This window comes from Paenibacillus taichungensis, from assembly GCF_013359905.1.
In the GTDB taxonomy this organism is placed as follows: Bacteria; Bacillota; Bacilli; order Paenibacillales; family Paenibacillaceae; genus Paenibacillus; species Paenibacillus taichungensis.
On sequence record NZ_JABMCC010000094.1, the window covers coordinates 48128 to 69159 of the forward strand.

17 protein-coding genes and 1 other RNA gene are annotated in these 21032 nt (G+C 45.5%); 16 read left to right on the forward strand and 2 right to left on the reverse strand.

From position 1 onward, the window contains the following. Window positions 1–150 precede the first annotated feature (150 nt). From secG to HP548_RS03310, 9 genes are all read left to right on the forward strand, one after another. Window positions 151–384 (forward strand): preprotein translocase subunit SecG, encoded by a 234-nt coding sequence (secG, locus tag HP548_RS03265; RefSeq protein ID WP_024629498.1) that lies wholly within the window; start codon window positions 151–153, stop codon window positions 382–384. A gap of 451 nt (window positions 385–835) precedes the next feature. Next, a complete protein-coding gene (rnr, locus tag HP548_RS03270; RefSeq protein WP_175380881.1) occupies window positions 836–3610 on the forward strand; it encodes a ribonuclease R in 2775 nt (924 codons plus the stop codon). Window positions 3611–3790: 180 nt separating this feature from the next. After that, window positions 3791–4273 (forward strand): SsrA-binding protein SmpB, encoded by a 483-nt coding sequence (smpB, locus tag HP548_RS03275; RefSeq protein ID WP_024629496.1) that lies wholly within the window; start codon window positions 3791–3793, stop codon window positions 4271–4273. A 663-nt stretch (window positions 4274–4936) separates the two neighbouring features. Continuing rightward, window positions 4937–5301: a transfer-messenger RNA gene (gene ssrA, locus HP548_RS03280) on the forward strand. 89 nt (window positions 5302–5390) lie between these two features. Continuing rightward, the gene (locus tag HP548_RS03285) at window positions 5391–5588 is read left to right on the forward strand and encodes a hypothetical protein (protein WP_091001435.1); all 198 of its coding nucleotides are present in this window, start codon (window positions 5391–5393) and stop codon (window positions 5586–5588) included. After that, on the forward strand, window positions 5581–6153 hold the full coding sequence (locus HP548_RS03290) for a zeta toxin family protein (RefSeq protein WP_175380882.1): 573 nt from the start codon (window positions 5581–5583) through the stop codon (window positions 6151–6153). The genes HP548_RS03285 and HP548_RS03290 overlap by 8 nt, the downstream gene beginning before the upstream one ends. A 194-nt stretch (window positions 6154–6347) precedes the next feature. Beyond that, window positions 6348–6614 (forward strand): uracil-DNA glycosylase family protein, encoded by a 267-nt coding sequence (locus tag HP548_RS03295; RefSeq protein WP_175380883.1) that lies wholly within the window; start codon window positions 6348–6350, stop codon window positions 6612–6614. A gap of 465 nt (window positions 6615–7079) precedes the next feature. Beyond that, window positions 7080–7442 (forward strand): hypothetical protein, encoded by a 363-nt coding sequence (locus HP548_RS03300; protein WP_076291980.1) that lies wholly within the window; start codon window positions 7080–7082, stop codon window positions 7440–7442. A 440-nt stretch (window positions 7443–7882) separates the two neighbouring features. Then, window positions 7883–8503, forward strand: coding sequence for a polysaccharide deacetylase family protein (locus tag HP548_RS03310; RefSeq protein ID WP_175380884.1), 621 nt, complete (start codon window positions 7883–7885; stop codon window positions 8501–8503). Window positions 8504–8591: 88 nt separating this feature from the next. Here HP548_RS03310 and HP548_RS03315 read toward each other — a convergent pair whose 3' ends face one another. After that, window positions 8592–9314, reverse strand: coding sequence for a hypothetical protein (locus tag HP548_RS03315; RefSeq protein WP_175380885.1), 723 nt, complete (start codon window positions 9312–9314; stop codon window positions 8592–8594). 199 nt (window positions 9315–9513) lie between these two features. Here HP548_RS03315 and HP548_RS03320 point away from each other — a divergent pair, with 199 nt between their 5' ends. From HP548_RS03320 to HP548_RS03330, 3 genes are all read left to right on the forward strand, one after another. Next, window positions 9514–10767: a mechanosensitive ion channel family protein gene (locus tag HP548_RS03320; protein WP_076291977.1), complete on the forward strand. Its 1254-nt coding sequence runs from the start codon at window positions 9514–9516 to the stop codon at window positions 10765–10767. A gap of 403 nt (window positions 10768–11170) precedes the next feature. Next, complete coding sequence (locus HP548_RS03325; protein WP_175380886.1) at window positions 11171–12421, forward strand: macrolide family glycosyltransferase; 1251 nt, start codon at window positions 11171–11173, stop codon at window positions 12419–12421. Window positions 12422–12589: 168 nt separating this feature from the next. Further along, window positions 12590–13444, forward strand: coding sequence for an aldo/keto reductase (locus tag HP548_RS03330; protein ID WP_175380887.1), 855 nt, complete (start codon window positions 12590–12592; stop codon window positions 13442–13444). 168 nt (window positions 13445–13612) lie between these two features. On the opposite strand, the gene HP548_RS03335 is transcribed toward HP548_RS03330, so the two are convergent. Next, the gene (locus HP548_RS03335; protein WP_076291974.1) at window positions 13613–14764 is read right to left on the reverse strand and encodes a glycosyltransferase family 2 protein; all 1152 of its coding nucleotides are present in this window, start codon (window positions 14762–14764) and stop codon (window positions 13613–13615) included. Between the two features lie 246 nt (window positions 14765–15010). On the opposite strand from HP548_RS03335, the gene HP548_RS03340 reads away from it, so the two are divergent. The 4 genes from HP548_RS03340 to HP548_RS03355 all read left to right on the forward strand — a co-directional run bounded on the left by HP548_RS03340 (window position 15011) and on the right by HP548_RS03355 (window position 21005). Continuing rightward, window positions 15011–16699, forward strand: a complete 1689-nt coding sequence (locus HP548_RS03340) for an extracellular solute-binding protein (protein ID WP_246317895.1) — start codon at window positions 15011–15013, stop codon at window positions 16697–16699. An 81-nt stretch (window positions 16700–16780) separates the two neighbouring features. Beyond that, entirely contained in the window at window positions 16781–17707 is a 927-nt protein-coding gene (locus HP548_RS03345; RefSeq protein ID WP_076291973.1) for an ABC transporter permease, read from the forward strand. A 30-nt stretch (window positions 17708–17737) separates the two neighbouring features. After that, window positions 17738–18622 (forward strand): carbohydrate ABC transporter permease, encoded by an 885-nt coding sequence (locus tag HP548_RS03350; RefSeq protein ID WP_072735774.1) that lies wholly within the window; start codon window positions 17738–17740, stop codon window positions 18620–18622. 49 nt (window positions 18623–18671) lie between these two features. Further along, window positions 18672–21005, forward strand: coding sequence for a helix-turn-helix domain-containing protein (locus tag HP548_RS03355; protein WP_175380888.1), 2334 nt, complete (start codon window positions 18672–18674; stop codon window positions 21003–21005). Window positions 21006–21032 lie beyond the last annotated feature (27 nt).

Here is a 21032-nt window from a genome sequence, read left to right on the forward strand (position 1 = left end):
TTACTTAAAGATTAAATGCTTGAAAATGTTTGCTGTATCTCAGTAACTGAGGAAATGCCACTACTTGTATCACGTTAATAGCTGTGTTACAATTAAAGTAACTGTTTTTATGGTGAGATGTTATGCCCACATGGGTAGGAGGTGGAAAGAATGGATATTGCTTTGAAATTGCTGCTCGTGGTGTTTTCGATCGGTCTAATCACTGTAGTATTGCTGCAGCACGGGAAAAGCGCTGGTTTGGCGGGTGCCATCTCCGGTGGTGCGGAACATCTTTTCGGTAAAACGAAAGCGCGCGGACTGGATCTTTTCCTGCAACGTGCAACAGTTGTACTGGGTGCAGGATTCTTCATTTTGTCTATCATCGTTACGGTTGTCTCCAAGTAAGAGCTGGAGTGCCTGATGTAACGCGATAGTTTCGAGCAGGAACGCTTGAATGATTAACCTTCGTTTCGAGAAGAAACGGAGGTTTTTTAATAAATTCATCCATGACCAGTCTTTTCCAATGAACCACATGATTCTGATCTTCGATATCTTCTCACTTCCGTTCGGTTACCTTCCTACATATTCGCCCTGTTCTGGGCCGATTCTTTTCTGTCTTTTCGAGAGCAAAACACATGTAGCATAAATGCTGTTATGATGCATGAAAGCGCGGTTATGCAAGGGGCCATGAATGCTTGGTTTATTTTGCAGGGTACGGATGCGCCGGATTGAATTCGTGTATACTAGGGTATGAGATAGTGAGGCCTGTGTTAAATGGCTTTTCTATTTGTAAGGTTTCCGATACATAGAGAGATGAGACAAGATTACACTTTTATGTTTCCCGAGGTGAATATTAATGATAACAGAACAACAATTGCTCGACTTCATGCGGGAAACCGCTTATAAACCGATGACTTATCAGGAACTGGAACAGCACTTCGAGATTGAAGATGCGGCTGATTTCAAAGCCTTTTTAATTATGCTTAATACGCTGGAGGAATCCGGCAAAGTTTTGCTGACCCGCAATAACCGCTACGGTATGCCAGAACGTATGGATTTGGTGCGCGGACGTTTGCAGGCTCATGCAAAGGGGTTTGCTTTCCTCATCCCTGAGGATCGGGAACACCCGGATGTGTACATCCACGCTAACGATATGAAAAGCGCGATGAACGGCGATACGGTATTTGTTAAGGTTACTTCTCAAGGGCCTTCTGGTGGGCGTTTGGAGGGTGAGATTGTCCGTATTGTTACCCGTGCGGTCACGCAAGTGGTCGGTGTATTCCAAAGCCACGAGGTTTATGGCTTCGTCATTCCGGACGACAAGCGGATTAACCGGGATATCTTCATCCCGCGTACGAACTTTAATGGAGCTGTTGATGGGCAAAAAGTTGTTGCAAAAATCGTCAGCTATCCAGAGGGCCGGGCAGCAGCAGAAGGTGAAGTGATCGAGATTCTCGGTCATAAGGATGAGCCGGGTATTGATATTTTGTCCGTAATCCGTAAACATCAGCTGCCTGAAGCCTTCCCGGATGAAGTGGTGGAAGAAGCGGAAAAAGCACCGGATGCCATTACGGAAGAAGAAATTATCCAGCAAGGTCGCCGTGATCTGCGTGGACTTAATATCGTTACGATTGATGGCGAAGACGCGAAGGATCTCGATGACGCTGTCAATGTGGAGAAACTGCCTAACGGTAACTACCGTCTGGGCGTTCATATTGCCGATGTAGGCTATTATGTGCAGGAAAACTCCAAGTTGGACCAGGAAGCTTACAACCGAGGATGCAGCGTGTATCTGGTGGACCGTGTTATTCCGATGCTTCCGCAACGGTTGTCCAACGGGATCTGTAGTTTGAACCCACAAGTAGATCGCTTGACCCTTTCTTGTGAGATGGAATTCAACGACCAGATGAAGGTTGTGAAACACGACATTTTCACAAGTGTGATCAAGACCAAAGAACGGATGACGTATTCCAATGTTCGTAAAATTCTTGAAGGTGAAGAGCCTGAATTGTTGGAGCGTTACAAGGACCTGGTGGATGATTTCCACTTGATGAAAGAGATTGCCTTGAAGCTTCGTGCGATGCGTATGCGCCGCGGTGCGGTTGACTTTGATTTTGAAGAATCCAAAATCATCGTGGATGAAGAATGCAAACCAGTGGATATCGTGAAACGGGAGCGTTCGATTGCGGAGCAAATTATTGAGGAATTCATGCTGGCAGCCAATGAAACAGTAGCGGAGCATTTCCACTGGTTGAAGGTTCCGTTCATCTATCGTGTGCATGAAGATCCAGATCAGGAAAAACTGCAAAATTTTCTCGCCTTTGCGGCGAATTTCGGACACCACGTCAAGGGACGTGGCAACGCGATTCATCCACGGGCGCTTCAATCCCTTCTTGAGGATATTAAAGAAACGAAAGAACAGACGGTTATCAGTACAATGATGCTGCGTTCCATGAAACAGGCGAAGTATGATTCTGAAATGTCAGGTCACTTTGGCCTCGCGGCAGAATTCTATAGTCACTTCACATCACCGATCCGTCGTTATCCCGATCTCGTCATTCACCGTGTTATTCGGGAAGTAATTGAGAACAATGGGGCCTTGCCTGAGAACCGTCAGGAGTATTTGGCTGGGCGTATGGCCGATATTGCGCAACAGTCTTCGGAACGTGAGCGTGTGGCGGTTGAAGCTGAGCGGGATACAGAGAAAATGAAGAAAGCCGAGTACATGCTCGATAAAGTCGGCGAAGAGTTCGAAGGCATGATCAGCAGTGTTACCAGCTTCGGTATGTTCATTGAACTGGAGAATACGGTAGAAGGTCTGATTCGCCTGAGTGCGCTCACAGACGACTATTACCATTTTGATGATCAACATATGGCTCTGATTGGCGAACGCACCTCCAAGGTCTTCCGCATCGGTGATGAGGTGAAGATTCGTGTGGCGCGTGTGAGCATGGAAGAGTACACGATTGACTTTGAAATGGTCGACATGAAACCTCGCGGCGAACGTCCTGGTGGCTTCACTGGTGGACGTGGAGGTAAAGGTGGACGTCCTGCTGGTGGAGGACGCGGTGGCGCGAAGAGTGGTTCCGGTGGATTCAGTGGCTCACGTGGTGGTAAAGGTGCCCCAACTGGTACTGGAGGCAGCCGTGGTGGCAGATCTGCCGATGAAAGCAGCAAAGGCGGCCGTGGCGGTCGTAGCGGAGCTTCGAACACAGCCGGAAGCGCGGGTGGCAAAGGTGGCGGCAAACCGAGAGGAGAGCGTCGTGCTGGAGATACTGGCGGATCAGCTGGCCGGAGCAAGGGAGCGGTAAGCTTTGGTTTTGGATCTGGCAAAGGTGGTTATAGCTCTACCGCAGGTGGTCAGGAAGGCACTTCAGCTAGTGGACAAGGGAATGCTCTGAACAGCGGCAGCAGTCGTGGTGAAGGAAGCTTCAAATCCGGTAAAGGCGGAGGTAAAGGTGGCAAAGGCGGTAGTGGACGCAAAAACACCTCACCTAGCGGTGTGTTTATTGGAGAAGGAGCTACACCAGGCGGTGTTCAGGAAGGTGGAGCACCACGCCGTAAGCGCAAAAAGAATAAAGGTGCACCTGCCAACGGAACGGCGGCTTTTGTACGGAAGAAGAAAAAGTAAACGCGTTTCGCTGAACATGAAATGAGTGTAATGAGAAGGGGCGGCGCAGACCGCCCCTTTCTTGATTTTAACAGCGGTCCTTGCTACAATTAAGGTCTGGCATGTGGTACCTGAGGAAATGTGTGGTGCGCTGCTGTAGAGCATAGGTACCGGCTTATTTTACGGAGAAGGAGTGAGGACATGGGCAAGAATGATGGACAGAGTAAAGTGCTTGCACAGAATAAAAAGGCTTCCCATGACTACTTCATTGAAGATACGTATGAAGCGGGCATGGTGCTTACCGGAACGGAGATTAAATCTCTTCGTAACGGCCGTGCGAATATTGGTGATGCATTTGCCACGATTCGAAACGGTGAGATTCATATTCACAATATGCATATTAGTCCTTTTGAACAAGGGAACCGTCATAATCCAATTGATCCAACCCGTACGCGCAAGTTGTTGATGCATAAAGTGCAAATTCACAAACTGCTAGGGTTGTCGAAGCAGGACGGATACAGTATAGTGCCGCTGAAGATCTATATTCGTAACGGGTATGCAAAGCTCTTACTTGGACTGGGTAAAGGTAAGAAGCAGTATGATAAGCGGGAGTCTGCCGCAAAACGCGATGCACAACGTGATATTCAACGGGTACTGCGCGAGAAGCAGAAGGTTGCTCGTTAATTGGAATTGATATGCGTGAATTGTGCATGGCAAGTTAGTTAGTGATAAGTGCATTATGTTAGAAATTAGGATCTCAGGTTTTACCCGTAGTTGGGTGGAGCTTGGGATTTTTTTGATCTGATTAGAGGTTCCTTGTTAAGGGGAAGCGATGTAATGAGTTTGGCGCAACACGCTCATTTGCCGTGCGCCAGTCAGATTATGTGCCGGTTATGATATGAGATACACAAATTGTTGCCACGTATCCTGTCTAATAAGATGGTTAGTGTGAGTACAGATAGAGCTGTATGATTTATTGGAAAGGTTGATGGAGTTAGTTTGCAGATGGCTGCGTAGTTTGTTCGGATCGTGGGTAAGATAGTTAAGTGGAACTCTTTGTGAATCGTTGGCATTTGGTACTCAACTTTACTTCCCTTGAGGGACGCGGTATAATATGTAGACGCTTGAGCATCATATGTGTGTTGGTTAAACTTGCACAGTTGCTCAGCATGCTGGAACGTCTTCCAGCAATCAGTACTATATCGGTGATTGTTCCTATGTTATGATGTTCTTGTAGCAAACAGGAATGCCGAGTTTGAAAGAAGCATCTTTTTACCTTGGAGGAAAAAGATGTGCAGCACCTTTGCTCCGTATTCACGGATTAATCCTGGAGCCCTTCTTATATGAGGGGGCGTTTATGGATTCGACGGGGATAGTTCGAGCATGGGTAGCGGGTAGTGGGGACGCGTCCACTTCATCAACGCTAAAGCCTATTAAACGGCAAACAACAAACAAACTACGCTTTCGCAGCCTAAGAAACTGTGTGCGTGCTTCTAACCTGCATCGCCCATGTGACAGGATTAGGGGCTAACAAGTAGTGGGATACGCTGTCACATCTCCGCCTGGGGTGTGCTGAAGAAGACAATCAGGCTGACCCAACGTATAGCCGGTTACGGGGCGATACTCGGGTGACATCAAAACTGTGACTACACCCGTAGAAGCTTATGTGTCGTTATCTTCGGACAGGGGTTCGACTCCCCTCGCCTCCATTAGAGTGAGCAAAAACCATCAATCAGCGTTCTGATTGGTGGTTTTTCAGTTTATGATATAATAAACATGAATTTAGATTGGGGGACTCAAGATGTTTGAAAATCGTGAACAGCTCCAAGAAATTTTAAAAAAGGCGAATCAACATGCACGGAAACAAGCTAAAGAATCAGGTGCCTCTATTTATTATATAAAGAATAACAAACGCGTTCGTGAGGATGCTGAAGGCAATAAATTCGAAATTATATTTGATGCTACTGGGAAACGCCGGGAGTTTGAGTATCATGAGTGAAATCAGACCAGTCATGACTGTGTTTGCTGGAACCAATGGAGCGGGGAAAAGTACACTCAGCATGCAAATGAGAGAGTGGCTTGGTGAACTGGTTGATCCGGATCAAATTGCAAGAGAGTTGAAGCCAGAAAATCCGCGTAGTGCTGACCTGTCTGCTGGCAGGGAAGCTGTGAAAAGAATCCGATCTCTCATTAAAAGTGGTATAAACTTTGCTATTGAAACGACATTGTCCGGATCATTTGTTTTAAAACATATGGAAATTGCAAAAGAAAACAATTACGAAATTGTCGTATACTACATCGGCCTTGAGGATGTTCAAATGCATATAGATCGTGTTGCATCTCGTGTTGAACAAGGTGGACATTGGATTGCAGAAGAAGACATTCGTTATCGATATGGTCAGTCATTGAAGAATCTTAAACCGGGTTTAGCCATCGCAGATCAGGTTATCATCATTGATAATACATACGAGCCTTTAATTGTTGCGGAAATCAGACAGAGTAATTTGATCTATTGTGTTGAGTCCATACCTGTGTGGGCTAATCCTGTTATTGTGGGTTACTGATAATTGAGTGACATTAAAACTTTGACTACACCGTTATCTTCAGACAGGGGTTCGACTCCCCACGCCTCCATTAGAGTCAAAAACCACCAACCAGAACACTGGTTGGTGGTTTTTCAGTTTATGATATAATCTTTGTGAAATAAGCTGATGCAAGCCCGATATACTCTGTAATCTCCCAAAGGAGGCAAAAAAGCATGAACCAAACGCAGCAACAGATCTGCGAGTTTGTTGCAGGGATACAAGCATATGTCTCGCCAGTAAATGTGATTAATCCTTGGAGAGATTATGTGACGGGCTATGATATCAGCCCCGAAGCGGTGGGCTATCAAGGGGCGAGGTTCTCCGGCGTACCTTTGACGTTCGAGTGGATGGTTACCGGGAATCACTCGCTGGTGAACCAGATGATTTTTTCAGGTGAGGCCGGGCATCCGAACAAGCCTGCCCAGTATCGTCAAACCTAACCGGAGTCAGGAACTGTATGGATTCGCAGAACCGGCAGTATCCATCATATGGTGCGAAGTGTTATCCAGTCTAAGGTGGAAACCAACGGACTTTATTTTTTGGAACATCTATCCCTTTCATCCTTATCAATCTTCTGAAAACAGGATGACGAATCGAACGCCGACTTTGGCAGAGTTGGAGGATGGTGTTTAATTCGCCAGACAGCGTATGCAACTCAATCCTGATGCTCAGATCGTGGCTATTGGCAGAAAGTCAGCAGACACGTTAAGCTCCCATCTCATTAAACATCACCAAGTTCCTCATCCTGCAAATGGAAGGGCAGTACAATTCCAAAAAGCAGTAAGGTCAATTATCTAGCCCATTTTGAACTGGAGGAATGTAAGGCTAACATATGCACCTTATCGTCCAAGTGCTGTACACATAAGGTAATGCCCTATCATATAAAGATTGGTTGGTGAAGCTGAATGAGTGAAAAATACTGGCTTGTGGTGCAATATCCGCTGAAGAGTGCGCAGGGCAGCAAACGAGATTATTGGTTGAAGGAAAAGGTGATGGAATATCTGGAAACCGTTCTAACTCAGGCGGATTTGGGAGAGGTGGATGGATGTGATCTGGGTAGCCGTGTGGCTGATCCAAAGGAATATGTAATGAACATTTTTTGTGTGGTAACGGACGAGGATCGGAGCATAGCGCTAATTAAAAAAGTGCTGAGAGAGAGTCGGCTGGATTACACCCGTATCCAAATCGCTACGATGCCATACGGCATAGAAGGAAGCTACACACTGAAATATGCCTCCAAAAAAGGCGTTACCGAATTCTCGCTTTGATCACGATTCGCTGTTTCTTACCATAACGTACTGTCAGTAGCAAGAATTATGCTCGTACATATCGTAATTTTGCTCAAAAGTATGCACATATCGAGGTAGATGTTTATCAGCGTCTTTTGTGTATTAAGAACCTCCGCGTCCCGCGCATCACTCTCCATCCGGCACAAACCACAACTTATTTTCTGTACCTCCAAAATTTTATAAATCAGTACTCCTTGCGGGGCATAATTGGTGCGGAACTGATGATTACGACGGTGCCAACGGTAGTCATCTATCTGCTGTTGAACAAACAGGTGCAGAAGAGCATGATCGCAGGTGCGATCAAAGGTTAGATTAGAAGAGCAGGTAAAGGTGTGATCTCTGAACTAGACCGGAGTATATAATCATGGAATAATAAGGGAGAATGTAGACAGGCAGTTGCAGAGAGGGGGCATTGCTTTATGGTTAATATCGCGTTGGTAGAGCAGGAATCTGTTCGGGAAAAGGTTTTGGCGTTCACGTTTGATGATGGTCCTCATCCGATATATACACGTCAAGTGCTCGAGATATTCCGCAGTGCGAGTGGGCGGGCGACGTTTTTCATGATTGGCAAAGAGATGGAGGCTCACCCGGAGATTGCGTCGGAGGTGCACCGTGAAGGGCATGAGATCGGAAACCATACGTACACGCATCCGGACCTGACAAAGCTGACGCTGAAAGCAGCCGGAGAGGAACTACAACGTGCAGAAAGTCTTGTTCAAGAAATTACGGGGCAACCTACCCGCTGCTTCCGCCCGCCTTATTTTGGCGTAAACGATGACATTCTGTCTCTCGCGGCGGAGCGCGGATATCAAACGATTGGTGCGGTAAACGGTGATGCGAAGGATTGGGACAATCCCGGCGTTGAGCACATTCTAGAGCATACCCGGTCTGCGGTGAAACCCGGGAGTGTGTTAATATTCCATGACGGGTATGGGGATCGCTCCGAGACAGTGGAGGCGGTTCGAGTGCTGGTGAATGAACTTGTCGCGGAAGGGTACCGATTGGTCACGGTAAGTGAATTGTTGAGATTTCCTAAGTAATCGATAAACAGAGTATTGAAGATTGAGCCCATCATTCATTGGAATGATAGGGTCCTCTTTCTTGTTCAGTATCAACCAACCCCAGAGTTTAGTTATTGAACAATGGCTCCGTGCGAAGCAAATAGTTCCCTCGTACCTCCGCCGTCCAATTAGCAAAGACCTCTCTCCATTGAACACTGTTAAAGAAATCGTCTACGGATTGGTTATCGGAATCCCAGTCTACAAATATGTTGAGCGGTGTGATTCCTCCAGCCCAAATCCCATTACTGACGTCCGTTCCCTTCTCCCTCACTAATAAGATTGGAATGCCGAATTGAAAGGCCATGGCAGGCTCAATTTGAGAAAAAGTCGATCCTTCCCAGAACGGAGTGGTCGTTGGGGGTTCCCCTATATTGGATTCAAGAATTTGAACAAAAAATCTTCGGAAGTTGATCGCGAGCAGACCATAGCTTGAAAAAACCAGGCGTCGTATATTCGTTAGAATGTTTTCCGGGTATTGTTCACTAACGGGCAATGTGCGGGGGAAGAGCAGTGCATCTTCGATTTCCCTAATCAGACGGTTCAAAAATTGCTCTTGCGGGCCATTTACCGTGTTGGTTGTACTCAAAAATATAGGAATACGAAAAGCACGGTCTACACATGCATCGATAGCGGATGTTGTGTCCTTTTCATTATGAATGGCCTTATTTGGATTTGAGGAAGATGTTCTTAAATTACCGCGTACGGGTGGAAGCTCCGTTACCATGCTTACGGGGGAAAGCTTTTTCATGGCAATAGGCTGAGTCTTAGCTTTATTTTTTGGATTACTCAAGGTTCACATCTCCAATGCAAGAGTCTGGTTTATATTTAGCCCAGTCTATGCACATTAGCCCATTTATGTGACGTGATACTCATGAGAGGAGCGTAGCCTTTACCCCATCAACCGATTACTGTAATTTTTTGAAATTTTACTTCGTACTAGAATGTAATTTATAATAATAAGTTAATATAAACCGCGTCAGGAGGATACAATGGACTTTATCAAAAATCAACTAGACGGAACTGGCATGAGTGAACAAACCATTGGATATCTTTCGAATTTGATCATGGTGTTATTTATAGCTGTGGTCTCCATACTGGCCAATTTTATAGCCAAAAAAATCGTACTGAAGATTATTATCCAAATCATCAACAACAATCGGTACACGTGGGATAAAATCATCGTGGAGAAAAAAGTGTTCCACAACCTATCGCATCTGGTACCGGCGATAATCATCTATTATTCTGCGTATGTCTTCCCGTCCTATCAAGCTTTGATTGAAAAAGCAGCTTTAACTTATATGATCGTCATAACCATCACGGTATTAAATGCGTTACTTAATGCCTTTGATACCATATATCGTTCTTATGAAGTTTCCAAGATCAGACCCATTAAGGGATACATTCAGGTAGCCAAGATCATTCTTTTCATTATTGGAGGCATTATCGTCATCTCGAGCCTCATTGGACAGAATCCATTGATTATTCTCAGTGGACTCGGCGCTTTATCAGCTGTTCTGATGCTCGTCTTCAAGGACTCCATATTGGGACTGGTGGCGGGCGTGCAATTATCATCGAATGACATGGTGCGTGTTGGTGACTGGATTGAAATGCCCAAATATAATGCCGACGGCGACGTCATCGATATTACATTAAATACGGTAAAGGTTATGAATTTCGATAAAACGATCACGATGATTCCGAGCTACGCGCTCATCTCGGATTCTTTTAAAAATTGGAGAGGCATGCAGGTATCTGGTGGCAGAAGGATTAAGCGAAGCGTCTATATTGATACAAGCAGCATAAGCTTCTGCACCAAGGAAATGATTGGGGAATTTCAGAAGATCCACTATCTTACGGATTATCTCGCGACAAAATTAAATGAAATTAACGAATATAATATGGAACACCATATTAATACGGAAAGCATTGTGAACGGTAGACAGCTTACGAATGTGGGTGTATTCCGAGAATATATCCATCAATATTTGAGGAATCATCCGAAAATTCATAAAGATATGACGTTGATCGTGAGACAGTTAGCGCCTGGTGATAATGGTCTACCACTTGAAATCTATGCCTTCAGCAATGATATCACCTGGGGTGTGTATGAATCTGTTCAAGCGGATATTTTTGACCACATCTTCGCCGTTGCGCCGACATTTGGCCTTCGTGCTTTCCAAAATCCAACAGGTCATGATATCGTGCAACTAAAAGAAAACCCCCAGTATTCGAGAGGATATTGAGATATGTTATTTACCTAATCCAAAATGAATATCAACAGAGGAAGCACCGTAAAGGTGCTTTTTTTGTTCAAAAAGTGACATATACACTATTTACAAAAATGGAAATAATTAATAGTATATTTATATGGGCATGATTTCCAGATTTTATTTTTGAAGCTATATAAAATCGAACTAAATATTTACACGAGAACGTAGAGGACAGAAATAATCTGAAGAAGCGGAGCGTTCGCCTTTATCCCCGGATTTTCCCCTTTGAAAAAGGGAATCCAAAAAAATCTGGGGATAACAGCGATCGGAAGGTTATTCTGTCATCGGAGTGGCAAGTGTAAATTTTTTTAGTTCAATTTATATAGAAATAAAATGTCCGCTTTGAAGATTGGAAAATTTAATGGAGGTGAATTTCGTGGCACGTGTATTAGTTGTAATGATGCCTGCAGAAGGTCATATCAATCCGACGCTCGGAATAATCAAGGAACTGATAGAGAACGGAGATGAAGTCGTCTACTGTTGTACGGAAAAATATCGGACGAAGATTGAAGCGTTAGGCGCACAATTTAAAGCATACTCCTTCAACGAGGCAACCCTGCTTAACAACCCAGATATGAAGCCATTTGAAATCAAGCACCCTTATCAATTTTTATATATGGTTTTGAAAAAAATTATTCAACGGTTTATTCCAGATGTTCTGAATCTGATCGAAAATGAAACCTATGATTATTTAATTTTTGACTCCTTAATAGGCTGGGGAGGACAAATTTTAGGTGAAAAGCTGGGTATCCCAGCGGTATGCTCAACCACCACTTTTGTTTTTGTGGAGCCTCTCGGATTCGGTAATAAAAATCAACTGAAGGATGACGATGAGGAGGTCAAGAAGCTATATAACGGCATCATCGAGATGTCCCAGCAATTAGCTTCCCAGTTCAATGTAGCTGTTCCTTCTCTGTCAGAACTTTCTGGGCATCCAGGACAACTGAAGATTGTTTATACAAGCCGCTATTTTCAACCCATGGGGGACAAGCTGGACGAAAGCTTTGTGTTCACGGGCCCATCTATTACACCTCGTAAGGATGCACCATCCTTCGCAAAGGAATCTCTGCATGCCGTTTATAAACAGGCGGTTTATATTTCGATGGGAACCATTTTAAATAAGGATCTTGATTTTTATAGGCTGTGCTTTACGGCTTTCGGTGATTTGCCTGTGCAGTTTATATTGTCTTCAGGGAAGGACACTGATTTGGAGCCGATTGCTGATCTCATTCCTGACAATTTCATCATCAGACCCTATCTCCCACAATTGGAAGTGTTGCAGGGTGTAGATGCTTTTCTGACACATGCGGGCATGAACAGTACAAGCGAAGCATTGTATTATAATGTACCCTTGGTCATGCTCCCGTTAACCTCGGATCAGCCGCGTGTAGCAGGCCGGGTGCAGGAGCTCGGAGCAGGGGTCATCGTGGATAAAAATAACCTTACACCCGACGTACTGAGAAACGCGGTATTAGAAGTGCTCGGCAATGCCTCCTACAAAGAACATGCTGAGGTTATTGGGAAAACGTTACGCGATGCTGGTGGGTACAAGCAGGCTGCTATGGCCATTCAGAACTTTATGGGTAATCGGTCGTTATCGGCCACGCCGATCTCTTCGCATGAATAAAGAGGCAACTTGCCTCTATTAAAATTAGACGAGAAAGCCACCACCCGGTAGAACGGGTTGGTGGCTTATATTTGATTCATCTGCGTATAGAGGGGTAGAATAAACGAGAGGGCATATCACCTTTTCCATATCGTTTTAGTATATCTTTCGCAAAGGAGAGTTTACCAGATGAATCATACAATTCCGGAATATACGTTGAATGATGGCTTAAACGTACCTGCCATTGGCTTCGGTACCTATAGCTTAAAAGGCGAAAAAGGCGTTAAATCCATAGCGTCCGCAATGGATGCAGGTTATCGACTGATTGACACAGCGTATAACTATGAGAACGAGGCGACTGTCGGGAAGGCCATTAAGCAGAGCTCCGTTTCCAGAGAAGACCTGCTCATTTCATCTAAACTGCCAGGGCGTTACCATGCTTTTGAAAAGGCGATTGTAGCCATCCAAGAATCTCTATACAGAGCAGATCTGGATTATTATGATCTATATCTGATTCACTGGCCGAATCCCAAGCAGGATATGTATGTGGAAGCGTGGCAGGCACTCATTGAGGCGAAAAAACGCGGATATATCCGTTCCATCGGAGTTAGCAATTTCCTTCCGGAACACAATGAACGCCTGATTAAGGAGACGGGAATAGCGCCAAGTCTGAATCAGATTGAGCTGCATCCATTCTTTGACCAAGCGGATCAACGGGAGAAGGATTCGCAGCATGGCATTATTAACGAATCGTGGAGTCCAATTGGTCGTGGTAATGATGCTGTACAAGATATCGTAAAAGATGAGCAGATCCTTCGTATTGCCGAAGCTCATGGCAAAACGGGTACGCAGATTATTTTGCGCTGGCATACCCAGCTTGGGTCAATTCCTATTCCTAAAGCTGGCTCGCTTCAACACCAGCAAGAAAATATCGATATTTTCGATTTCGAGCTGAGCGAGAAAGAGATGGAAGTCATTTCTTCATATAATCGTAAAGATGGACGACTGTGGAATCAGGACCCGAGTGAATACGAAGAATTTTAAATTGCTGAATTTGAATACGTGCCATACACCGTAAGGTGGGGAAAATGAGTATAAAGGAAACATAGCCTCCTATTCTACAGAGATGTAGATAGGAGGCTTTTTGTTGTATTAAAAAAGTGGATGCAATTGGAGCAGGAGTAATATGGGCGAAGTTAGTGATACAGCTAACTACTCAACCAATTCCTTAGATCTCTGCGCCATATCCTGTAAAACGCGAGCCACCCGACTTTTTCTGCCTTTTGCTTTTCTCTGTATTCTTGCGAGCGATCTTTTATACGCTTCCACATCTGTTTGAAGCGCGAAGTGTTTGGCAGCAATCCGCAATGTTTTCTTTAACAATCGTGCGGAAGAACGTGTTGTTCTGGACCGGAAGCCTCTGCGCAAGATTCGCAGCGTTTTTTTGTAGGTTTGGAGGTCAGCTGATGGTGGTACTACGCAGAATAAATTTAGTGCGGAATCATTGAATCCATAGGTTTCGAGCATGATTTTCAGATTTTCTGTATTGAGCACTTCCCCTCGGAAATGTGTAGGATGTTCTTGATGATAACCTACGACCTCCTTCATACAGTAGAAGGGCACTTTCAAACGATGCAGTCTGTAGCCCAGATCCCAGTCTTCAAGCCCATACAGTACAAACCTTTCATTGAAACCTCCAACTCGATTCAGAAGGCTTCGGCGAATGGAAACACACCGCGTGACGAGCAGCATCCATGGAGCCACATCGGTGCTGGCAAATTGTTTGATGACACCAGGCGGTATTTTGGTTGGGAAAATCACTTTGGACAATGTATCTGTCTGATGAATGATATCTTCCGGTGTGACCAGTGGGACGATTTCATTCGCTGCATCAAATTCAGGACGCCATAAGTTTGAAGGGGTAAGGATTGAACGGCAATGATCTTTTTCCGATGGCGAGAAGTCTGGATAGTAGTGGGTATAAGCATCGGCAAAGGAATGTGGAAAACCCGAAACGACGGCTCTGGGATTTTTACGATGATATTGACGCACGGTTCGAATAAATTCGGGTAATGCCAGAAAGTCAGCATCACAGAAGATAACATATAGCCCTTTGGCATGCTGAAGTCCCAAATTCCGGATCGCTGATCTGCCACGTTGCTCCGTCTGCGATACGTAGGTCAAAGGATATGAAGACTGGAATGCTTGGATCTGTTCTTTCGTTCCATCAGTGGAACCGTCATCAGCTACGATGACTTCGAAAAGGTGCTTCGGGTAGGTTTGTGTCTCTAAGGCTGCCAGAGTAAGCGATAACTGATGGGCCCGATTATAGGTTGGGATAATGATGCTGTAGCGGATCGCCATTCCTGTTTCCTCCTTCACGTTGTTGGACGCTCCTTATGAAAAAAACGAACACGCTCAATTAAGAAGTGATATTAGTTTATTCCATATATGTGGCAGCGACTGGTCAAACACCTTATGATTTTGGAAACGGGCTTGATCGATCTCCTTCTTGCGCTCACGCTCACCGTTCAATCTGGAAATATGATCTTGATCTCTTGCATTCATGTGCAAATCCTGCGCAGCATAAGGAAATATCAAATTTTGGATATGTCGGCAAGAATGGACGATAGCCAATATAGCGGGCAAACGGTAACTTTATGGAGAGCGATGACAGAGCTGCTTATCCACGATACACATTCAATGGGGGGACGTGAAGTGATGAAAAGGTCATGGAGAAAACGACTGACAATTGGTATCTGCCTAATGATGAGTATTGCTGCTCTTGGGGGCTGTTCAGGGGGAAATGGAAGTACAGGTGAAGCAGGAGGAGATGGACCTACCCCCATTTCAATCTGGATGTCGATGAATACCAATGCTTCCATCACACTCAAGAGCATGAATGAAATTACGGCGATTAAGGAATGGGAGAAGAAAACCAATACCAAAATCGAATTCCAGCATCCCGCTGTGGGTGCCGAGACCGAACAGTTCAATGTCATGATAGCCTCAAATCAGCTGCCTGATGCCATGTTTGTCAATGGAGATTACGCCAAGCTATTCAATGATGGTATCATCATTCGACTTAACGAACTCATTGATGAATACGCTCCCAATTTGAAAAAGATCCTGGAAGAGAATCCTGAGGTTGCCAAACAGTTAAAAGCCGACAACGGAGATATCTATGCAATACCGCATCTGCGTCTAGGGGAATACAAAACCTTCGGCGGTACGTTCATCCGTCAGGATTGGTTGGATGAGCTAAAGCTGGAGAAACCGGAAACGCTGGAGGAGTGGGAGACGGTACTCAAGGCCTTCAAGGAGAAAAAAGGCGTAGCAGCGCCGCTATTGTTTGGCGCACCACCCAAAATGAGCACGATGGGACCAGCCGCACCGACATATCTGGAGGCTTACGGCATCACTAATAGTACGTTCATGAAAGATGGCAAGGTGGTCTATGGGCCAATCGAGCCGGAATATAAGGAATTTCTCACGATGTTCCATCGCTGGTATCAGGAGGGATTGGTTGATCCCGATTTTGCTACTAATGACCAGAAAACATACGACGCCAAAATTTTGAGCAGTCAAGCTGGTGCATTTTTCACCTTTATTGGTGGAGGTGTAGGCCGCTACCTGCCCGCTCTGCAGGAAACGGATCCGAACGCCAACCTGACTGCCACACAATATCCGGTGCTGAATAAGGGCGATGAACCACTGTTTACCGGACGTTCCTGGGAGTGGAGCAGTAGCGGTGTTGTGCTCACCAATAGCAACAAACATCCGGAGGAAACGGTCAAAGCACTCGATTATTTCTTCAGTGAAGAAGGACATATGCTGAAAAATTTCGGTGTGGAGGGCCTCACCTACACGATGAAGGACGGTTACCCGACCTATACTGATGAGATTTTGAAAAATCCGGACGGCCTGTCGGTTGCTCAAGCCATGGCCAAACATTTTATTGCGAACTATCCCTTCGTTGGGGAGGATGACGATCGGTACAACGAGCAATATTACCAGCTCCAACAGCAGAAGGATGCGGCAGTTCTGTTCTCGAAATACAGCGAGAATACATTGAAGGTGGGCCTTCCTCCGACAAGTCTGACAACAGAAGAATCTACGGAGTACAGCAAGATTATGAGTGATATTGGAACCTACCGGGACGAGATGTTCGTCAAGTTTGTCATTGGGGTTGAGCCGATTGAGAACTTTGACAAGTTTGTAGATCAGATCAACAAGTTTAACGTGAAACGGGCTATTGAAATTCAGCAAGCTGCCCTGGATCGGTATAACGCCAGATAAGGAAGAGATGTCTAAGGGTAATGAAGCCTTTTTACGGCTTTGCTGCCCTGGACGCCCTCTTTGGAATGAAAAAGGAAGGGGATGAAGGAGTTGTCGCACAAGTTTTCCTTGTTATGGCTCAATTACAAAAAGAATAAAGCCATCTATTGGATGGCTCTCCCCGTCGTTTTATATTTTCTCGTCTTCAAATACCTGCCGATGTACGGAGCCATCATTGCGTTCAAAGACTACTCGGTGGGCAAAGGCATATGGGGCAGTGATTGGGTCGGATTGCAGCATTTTCGTGATTTCTTTCAGAGCTATTATTTCTGGCGAATTCTGAAGAATACTCTTTTGCTAAGCTTTTATCAGCTGTTGTTCGGTTTTCCGGCTCCCATTCTTCTTGCTCTTCTGCTTAATGAGCTCAGACATGAAATCTTCAAACGTACGGTGCAGACGATCTCGTACATTCCTCACTTTATTTCCATTGTTGTCATCTGCGGCATGATTGTTGACTTTTCTTCCCGAGATGGACTGTTTAACACTATCATTGGTTATTTTGGCGGTCAGAGCAGTGCGCTTCTCAGTGATCCTGCCAATTTTCGTACCATATATACCGCCTCATCGATCTGGCAGGAGCTTGGTTTCTCCAGCATCATTTATTTGGCTGCGCTTAGCGGCATTAACCCCGAGCTCTACGATGCTGCCAACGTGGACGGAGCGAGTCGGCTTCGCCAGGTGTGGCATATCACGCTTCCCGGCATCATCCCGATGATTATGATTCTCCTTATACTCCGCATTGGAGGATTGATGGAGATTGGGTTCGAGAAAATTATTCTGCTCTATAATCCGAATGTGTATGATACAGCAGATGTAATCTCGACGTTTGTCTACCGCAAAGGGATTAGTGAAAGTGCTGAATTTAGCTATACAACCGCGGTGGGTCTCTTCCAGTCGGTCATTAACTTTGCGCTGCTAATCGGTGCCAACCGTCTGTCCAAGGTGATATCCAATACGAAACTGTTCTAGCCAAGAACGAGGTGAAAGGAGGGATTTCTTTTGCGAATGAAAAGGTCCATTGGAGAGCGGTTGTTTGGCGGTGCGAACGCAATTCTGATGACAGGGCTGATTATCGTAACCTTGTATCCGCTGCTGCATGTGCTGAATGCATCGCTTAGCGACTCAGGTCAACTCATGGCCCATAGAGGCCTGCTGCTTTTCCCCAAAGGAATTACAATGGAGAGCTACAAGCTGGTGCTAAGCAACCCCAATATTCTGTCCGGATACCGGAATACGATATTCATTGTGGTGGTGGGCACAGCGCTTAATCTGCTGTTCACCATTCTGGGGGCGTACACGTTATCCCGCAAAAGCTTTATGCTCCGTAACCCGATTATGCTGGCGATTGTGTTTACGATGTTTTTCAACGGCGGAATCATACCATCTTATCTGTTGATCAATAACACGCTCCATATGGGGAACAGCCTCTGGGCTCTGATTGTACCCGGTCTGATCAGCAGCTATAATCTGATTATTATGCGAACTTCCTTTGCGGAAATCTCGGAAAGTCTACTAGAGTCGGCCCGTATAGACGGGGCAGGAGAGATGCTCATTCTGTGGCGGATCGTCGTACCATTGTCCATGCCCGTCATTGCGGTGATGATTCTCTTTTATGGCGTCGGTCACTGGAATTCATGGTTCAGTGCGATCCTGTATATTCGGGACCGGAACCTGTTTCCACTTCAACTGGTGCTGCGAGAAATTCTGATTCAGAACAGTACAGACTCGATGACCACAGGAGCGACCGCTATGGACAAAGAGGCCATCGGGGAAAGTGTAAAATACGCAACCGTCATGGTAGCGACCCTGCCTATATTGTTCATCTATCCGTTTCTGCAGAAATACTTTGTTAAAGGTGTTATGATCGGAGCAATCAAAGAATAGAGTTGCCTTATCAAGCCATACCAAATAACAAACGGTGAGGAGGAGACGCATGAAGAGAAAAAGCATCCTGTTATCCTGGGGCATTTCTTACATGGTCATTCTGCTCATACCGATTGTGATCGGTGCTGCTGTTTTTGCCGAGTCTCGCATGTTGCTTGAGGAAGAAGTTAATCGTTCCAACATGGTGCTGTTATCTCAGGTACAGGAAACCATTGATAACCAGATTGGTGATATTGGCAGCATTAGCAATCAATTAATGGCTGACTCTCAACTCATGAGCTTCATTAATCATGCATCTGAACAGGATGCCCGCTGGAGAGTCATGGGGATTGATCTGATCAAAAACCTGAAATCTACACGCGTCGGAAACGGCTTGATTAGTGAACTATACATTTATATCAAACAACCCGATATCGCGTTGTCCTCGTCTTCACTTATTCAAAAAAATTATCTATACGACATGTTCTATCAGGGCACCAATGTAACCGAGGAAGCATGGACCCGGCTTATGCATGATTCCGGTAAGAGCATGTACCGAAAGATGGAGGTTCGGAGTGAAGATCGACGGATTGAAGACACGCTGGTCTATATTCAGCCGTTTCCTATTCAGAATGGCGCTGACAGCCCTGCGACCTTCGTTGTTAACCTGGACCCCAATCGATTCCAGCAAGCCATTGATAACGTACGTTTGGAAAAAGAGAGCACCGTGTTCATTCTGGATCACGACGGTCAAACGTTATTTTCTACCGGATCACTTGAAACCCCTTACATGAATGGGGAGGACCTTAATCTTTTCGATGATGCTGGGAAAAGAACGGAAACGATCGATTGGAACGGAGAATCCGTGACCATATCGCAGATTTCTTCCAAGATCCAGGACTGGAAGTATGTATCCATCATACCTACCCGAATCTATGCCAAGAAGCTGACGGTAATCCGCGATATTACGCTTGGAGGCGTTGCTGCAGGACTTATCCTTGGCGGGGTGGCAGCCTGGTGGTTCACCAGACGGAATTACCGTCCGCTGGGACGGATCATGAACATTATCTCGGATAAGGTCAAATGGAAACTGGAGCAGCCAGACGATGAATATGGCATTTTGCAATCTGTTCTGATCCAAGCCTGGGAAGAGCAGGATCAATTTGCGAACAGGCTTAAGGATCAGCAAAGCGTTATACGGAGCAGTCTGCTCTCCAAATTGATGAAGGGAAGGGTACAGGTGGGTGAGGAGTTTGCATCGACCTTGGAACGTTCAGGTATTCGATTTGAGTCGGAGTCGTTTGCTGTATTGCTCCTGCATATTGAGGATGTTGAAGGGCTGTTCCGTTCCAGAGTACGTGAGCAGGACCAGGAGGAGAAGCACCAATTTGTGCACCTGATTCTGACCAATGTACTGGAGGAGATGATCGGTTCAATCGGTCATGTATATTCTGCGGACATTGATGGAAGAATTGCATTCCTGATCAATATTCGGGAGTGTGAGGAGGATACCAGTCATCGGTTAATTCGTGCAGTCGAAGAAGCTCAGCGTTTCATCGGCTCCCGATTCTGCGTGTATTTCTCTGTTGGCGTTAGCCATGTTCATCACCGTATTGCGGAGATCGCAGATTGTTTCCGGGAATCGGAAGAAGCGCTGGAATACAGGCTGATTCTGGGGATCGGTCAAATTATTGACCCGAACCGAATTCGTCGGCCCAAGGAGGAGCTGTATTACCCTCTTGATCTGGAGAGACAGCTCATCAATTATATCGCTACAGGCAATTATGCCCGTTCCACGGAAGTGATGAACGAAATTCTCATGACTAATTTTGCGGGAGAGCCCTTGTCTGTTGAACTGGCTCGCTGTCTAATGTTTGAGTTGATTGGTACCTTTCTGAAAGCTACCGAACAGATCAAGACAGATGACCAGAACGAGATGACACAGCGCAACGATCTGATTCGGCAATTGTTTGCATGTGAGACCTTTGAGGAGATCGAGTCCGAATTGCTGCGGATACTGGAGACGGTATGCCAGACGGTGCATGAGCGCAAGCGTTCCCGCAGTGAGGAATTGAGGGATCAACTGGTGGAATTCATTCATGAGAGTTATGCAGATGTCAATTTGGGCTTGACCCATTTATCTGAGCGGTTTCGTTTTCATCCAACCTATGTCTCCAAGTACTTCAAGGAACAGACAGGGGTCAACGTAATCGATTACATCAACCAATATCGAATTGAGCAATCTAAGAAAATTCTACAGGCAGAGGAACTGACGATCCAGGACGTATCCGAGCGGGTGGGTTTCTTGAACAGCAATTCGTTCATTCGTGTCTTTAAGAAATATGAGGGAATTACACCCGGCCAATATAAGCAAAATAGCAGACTCGTCCAGCAAGAGGGTTGAAGAATATGACTTGCCTAGAGGAGGAAC

What these genes read in the sequence shown, in the direction of transcription:
- secG (WP_024629498.1), top strand. Translation starts at nt 151, where the DNA reads ATGGATATTGCTTTGAAATTGCTGCTCGTGGTGTTTTCGATCGGTCTA.
- rnr (WP_175380881.1), top strand. Translation starts at nt 836, where the DNA reads ATGATAACAGAACAACAATTGCTCGACTTCATGCGGGAAACCGCTTAT.
- smpB (WP_024629496.1), top strand. Translation starts at nt 3,791, where the DNA reads ATGGGCAAGAATGATGGACAGAGTAAAGTGCTTGCACAGAATAAAAAG.
- HP548_RS03285 (WP_091001435.1), top strand. Translation starts at nt 5,391, where the DNA reads ATGTTTGAAAATCGTGAACAGCTCCAAGAAATTTTAAAAAAGGCGAAT.
- HP548_RS03290 (WP_175380882.1), top strand. Translation starts at nt 5,581, where the DNA reads ATGAGTGAAATCAGACCAGTCATGACTGTGTTTGCTGGAACCAATGGA.
- HP548_RS03295 (WP_175380883.1), top strand. Translation starts at nt 6,348, where the DNA reads ATGAACCAAACGCAGCAACAGATCTGCGAGTTTGTTGCAGGGATACAA.
- HP548_RS03300 (WP_076291980.1), top strand. Translation starts at nt 7,080, where the DNA reads ATGAGTGAAAAATACTGGCTTGTGGTGCAATATCCGCTGAAGAGTGCG.
- HP548_RS03310 (WP_175380884.1), top strand. Translation starts at nt 7,883, where the DNA reads ATGGTTAATATCGCGTTGGTAGAGCAGGAATCTGTTCGGGAAAAGGTT.
- HP548_RS03320 (WP_076291977.1), top strand. Translation starts at nt 9,514, where the DNA reads ATGGACTTTATCAAAAATCAACTAGACGGAACTGGCATGAGTGAACAA.
- HP548_RS03330 (WP_175380887.1), top strand. Translation starts at nt 12,590, where the DNA reads ATGAATCATACAATTCCGGAATATACGTTGAATGATGGCTTAAACGTA.
- HP548_RS03335 (WP_076291974.1), bottom strand. Translation starts at nt 14,764, where the DNA reads ATGGCGATCCGCTACAGCATCATTATCCCAACCTATAATCGGGCCCAT.
- HP548_RS03340 (WP_246317895.1), top strand. Translation starts at nt 15,011, where the DNA reads ATGTCGGCAAGAATGGACGATAGCCAATATAGCGGGCAAACGGTAACT.
- HP548_RS03345 (WP_076291973.1), top strand. Translation starts at nt 16,781, where the DNA reads ATGAAGGAGTTGTCGCACAAGTTTTCCTTGTTATGGCTCAATTACAAA.
- HP548_RS03355 (WP_175380888.1), top strand. Translation starts at nt 18,672, where the DNA reads ATGAAGAGAAAAAGCATCCTGTTATCCTGGGGCATTTCTTACATGGTC.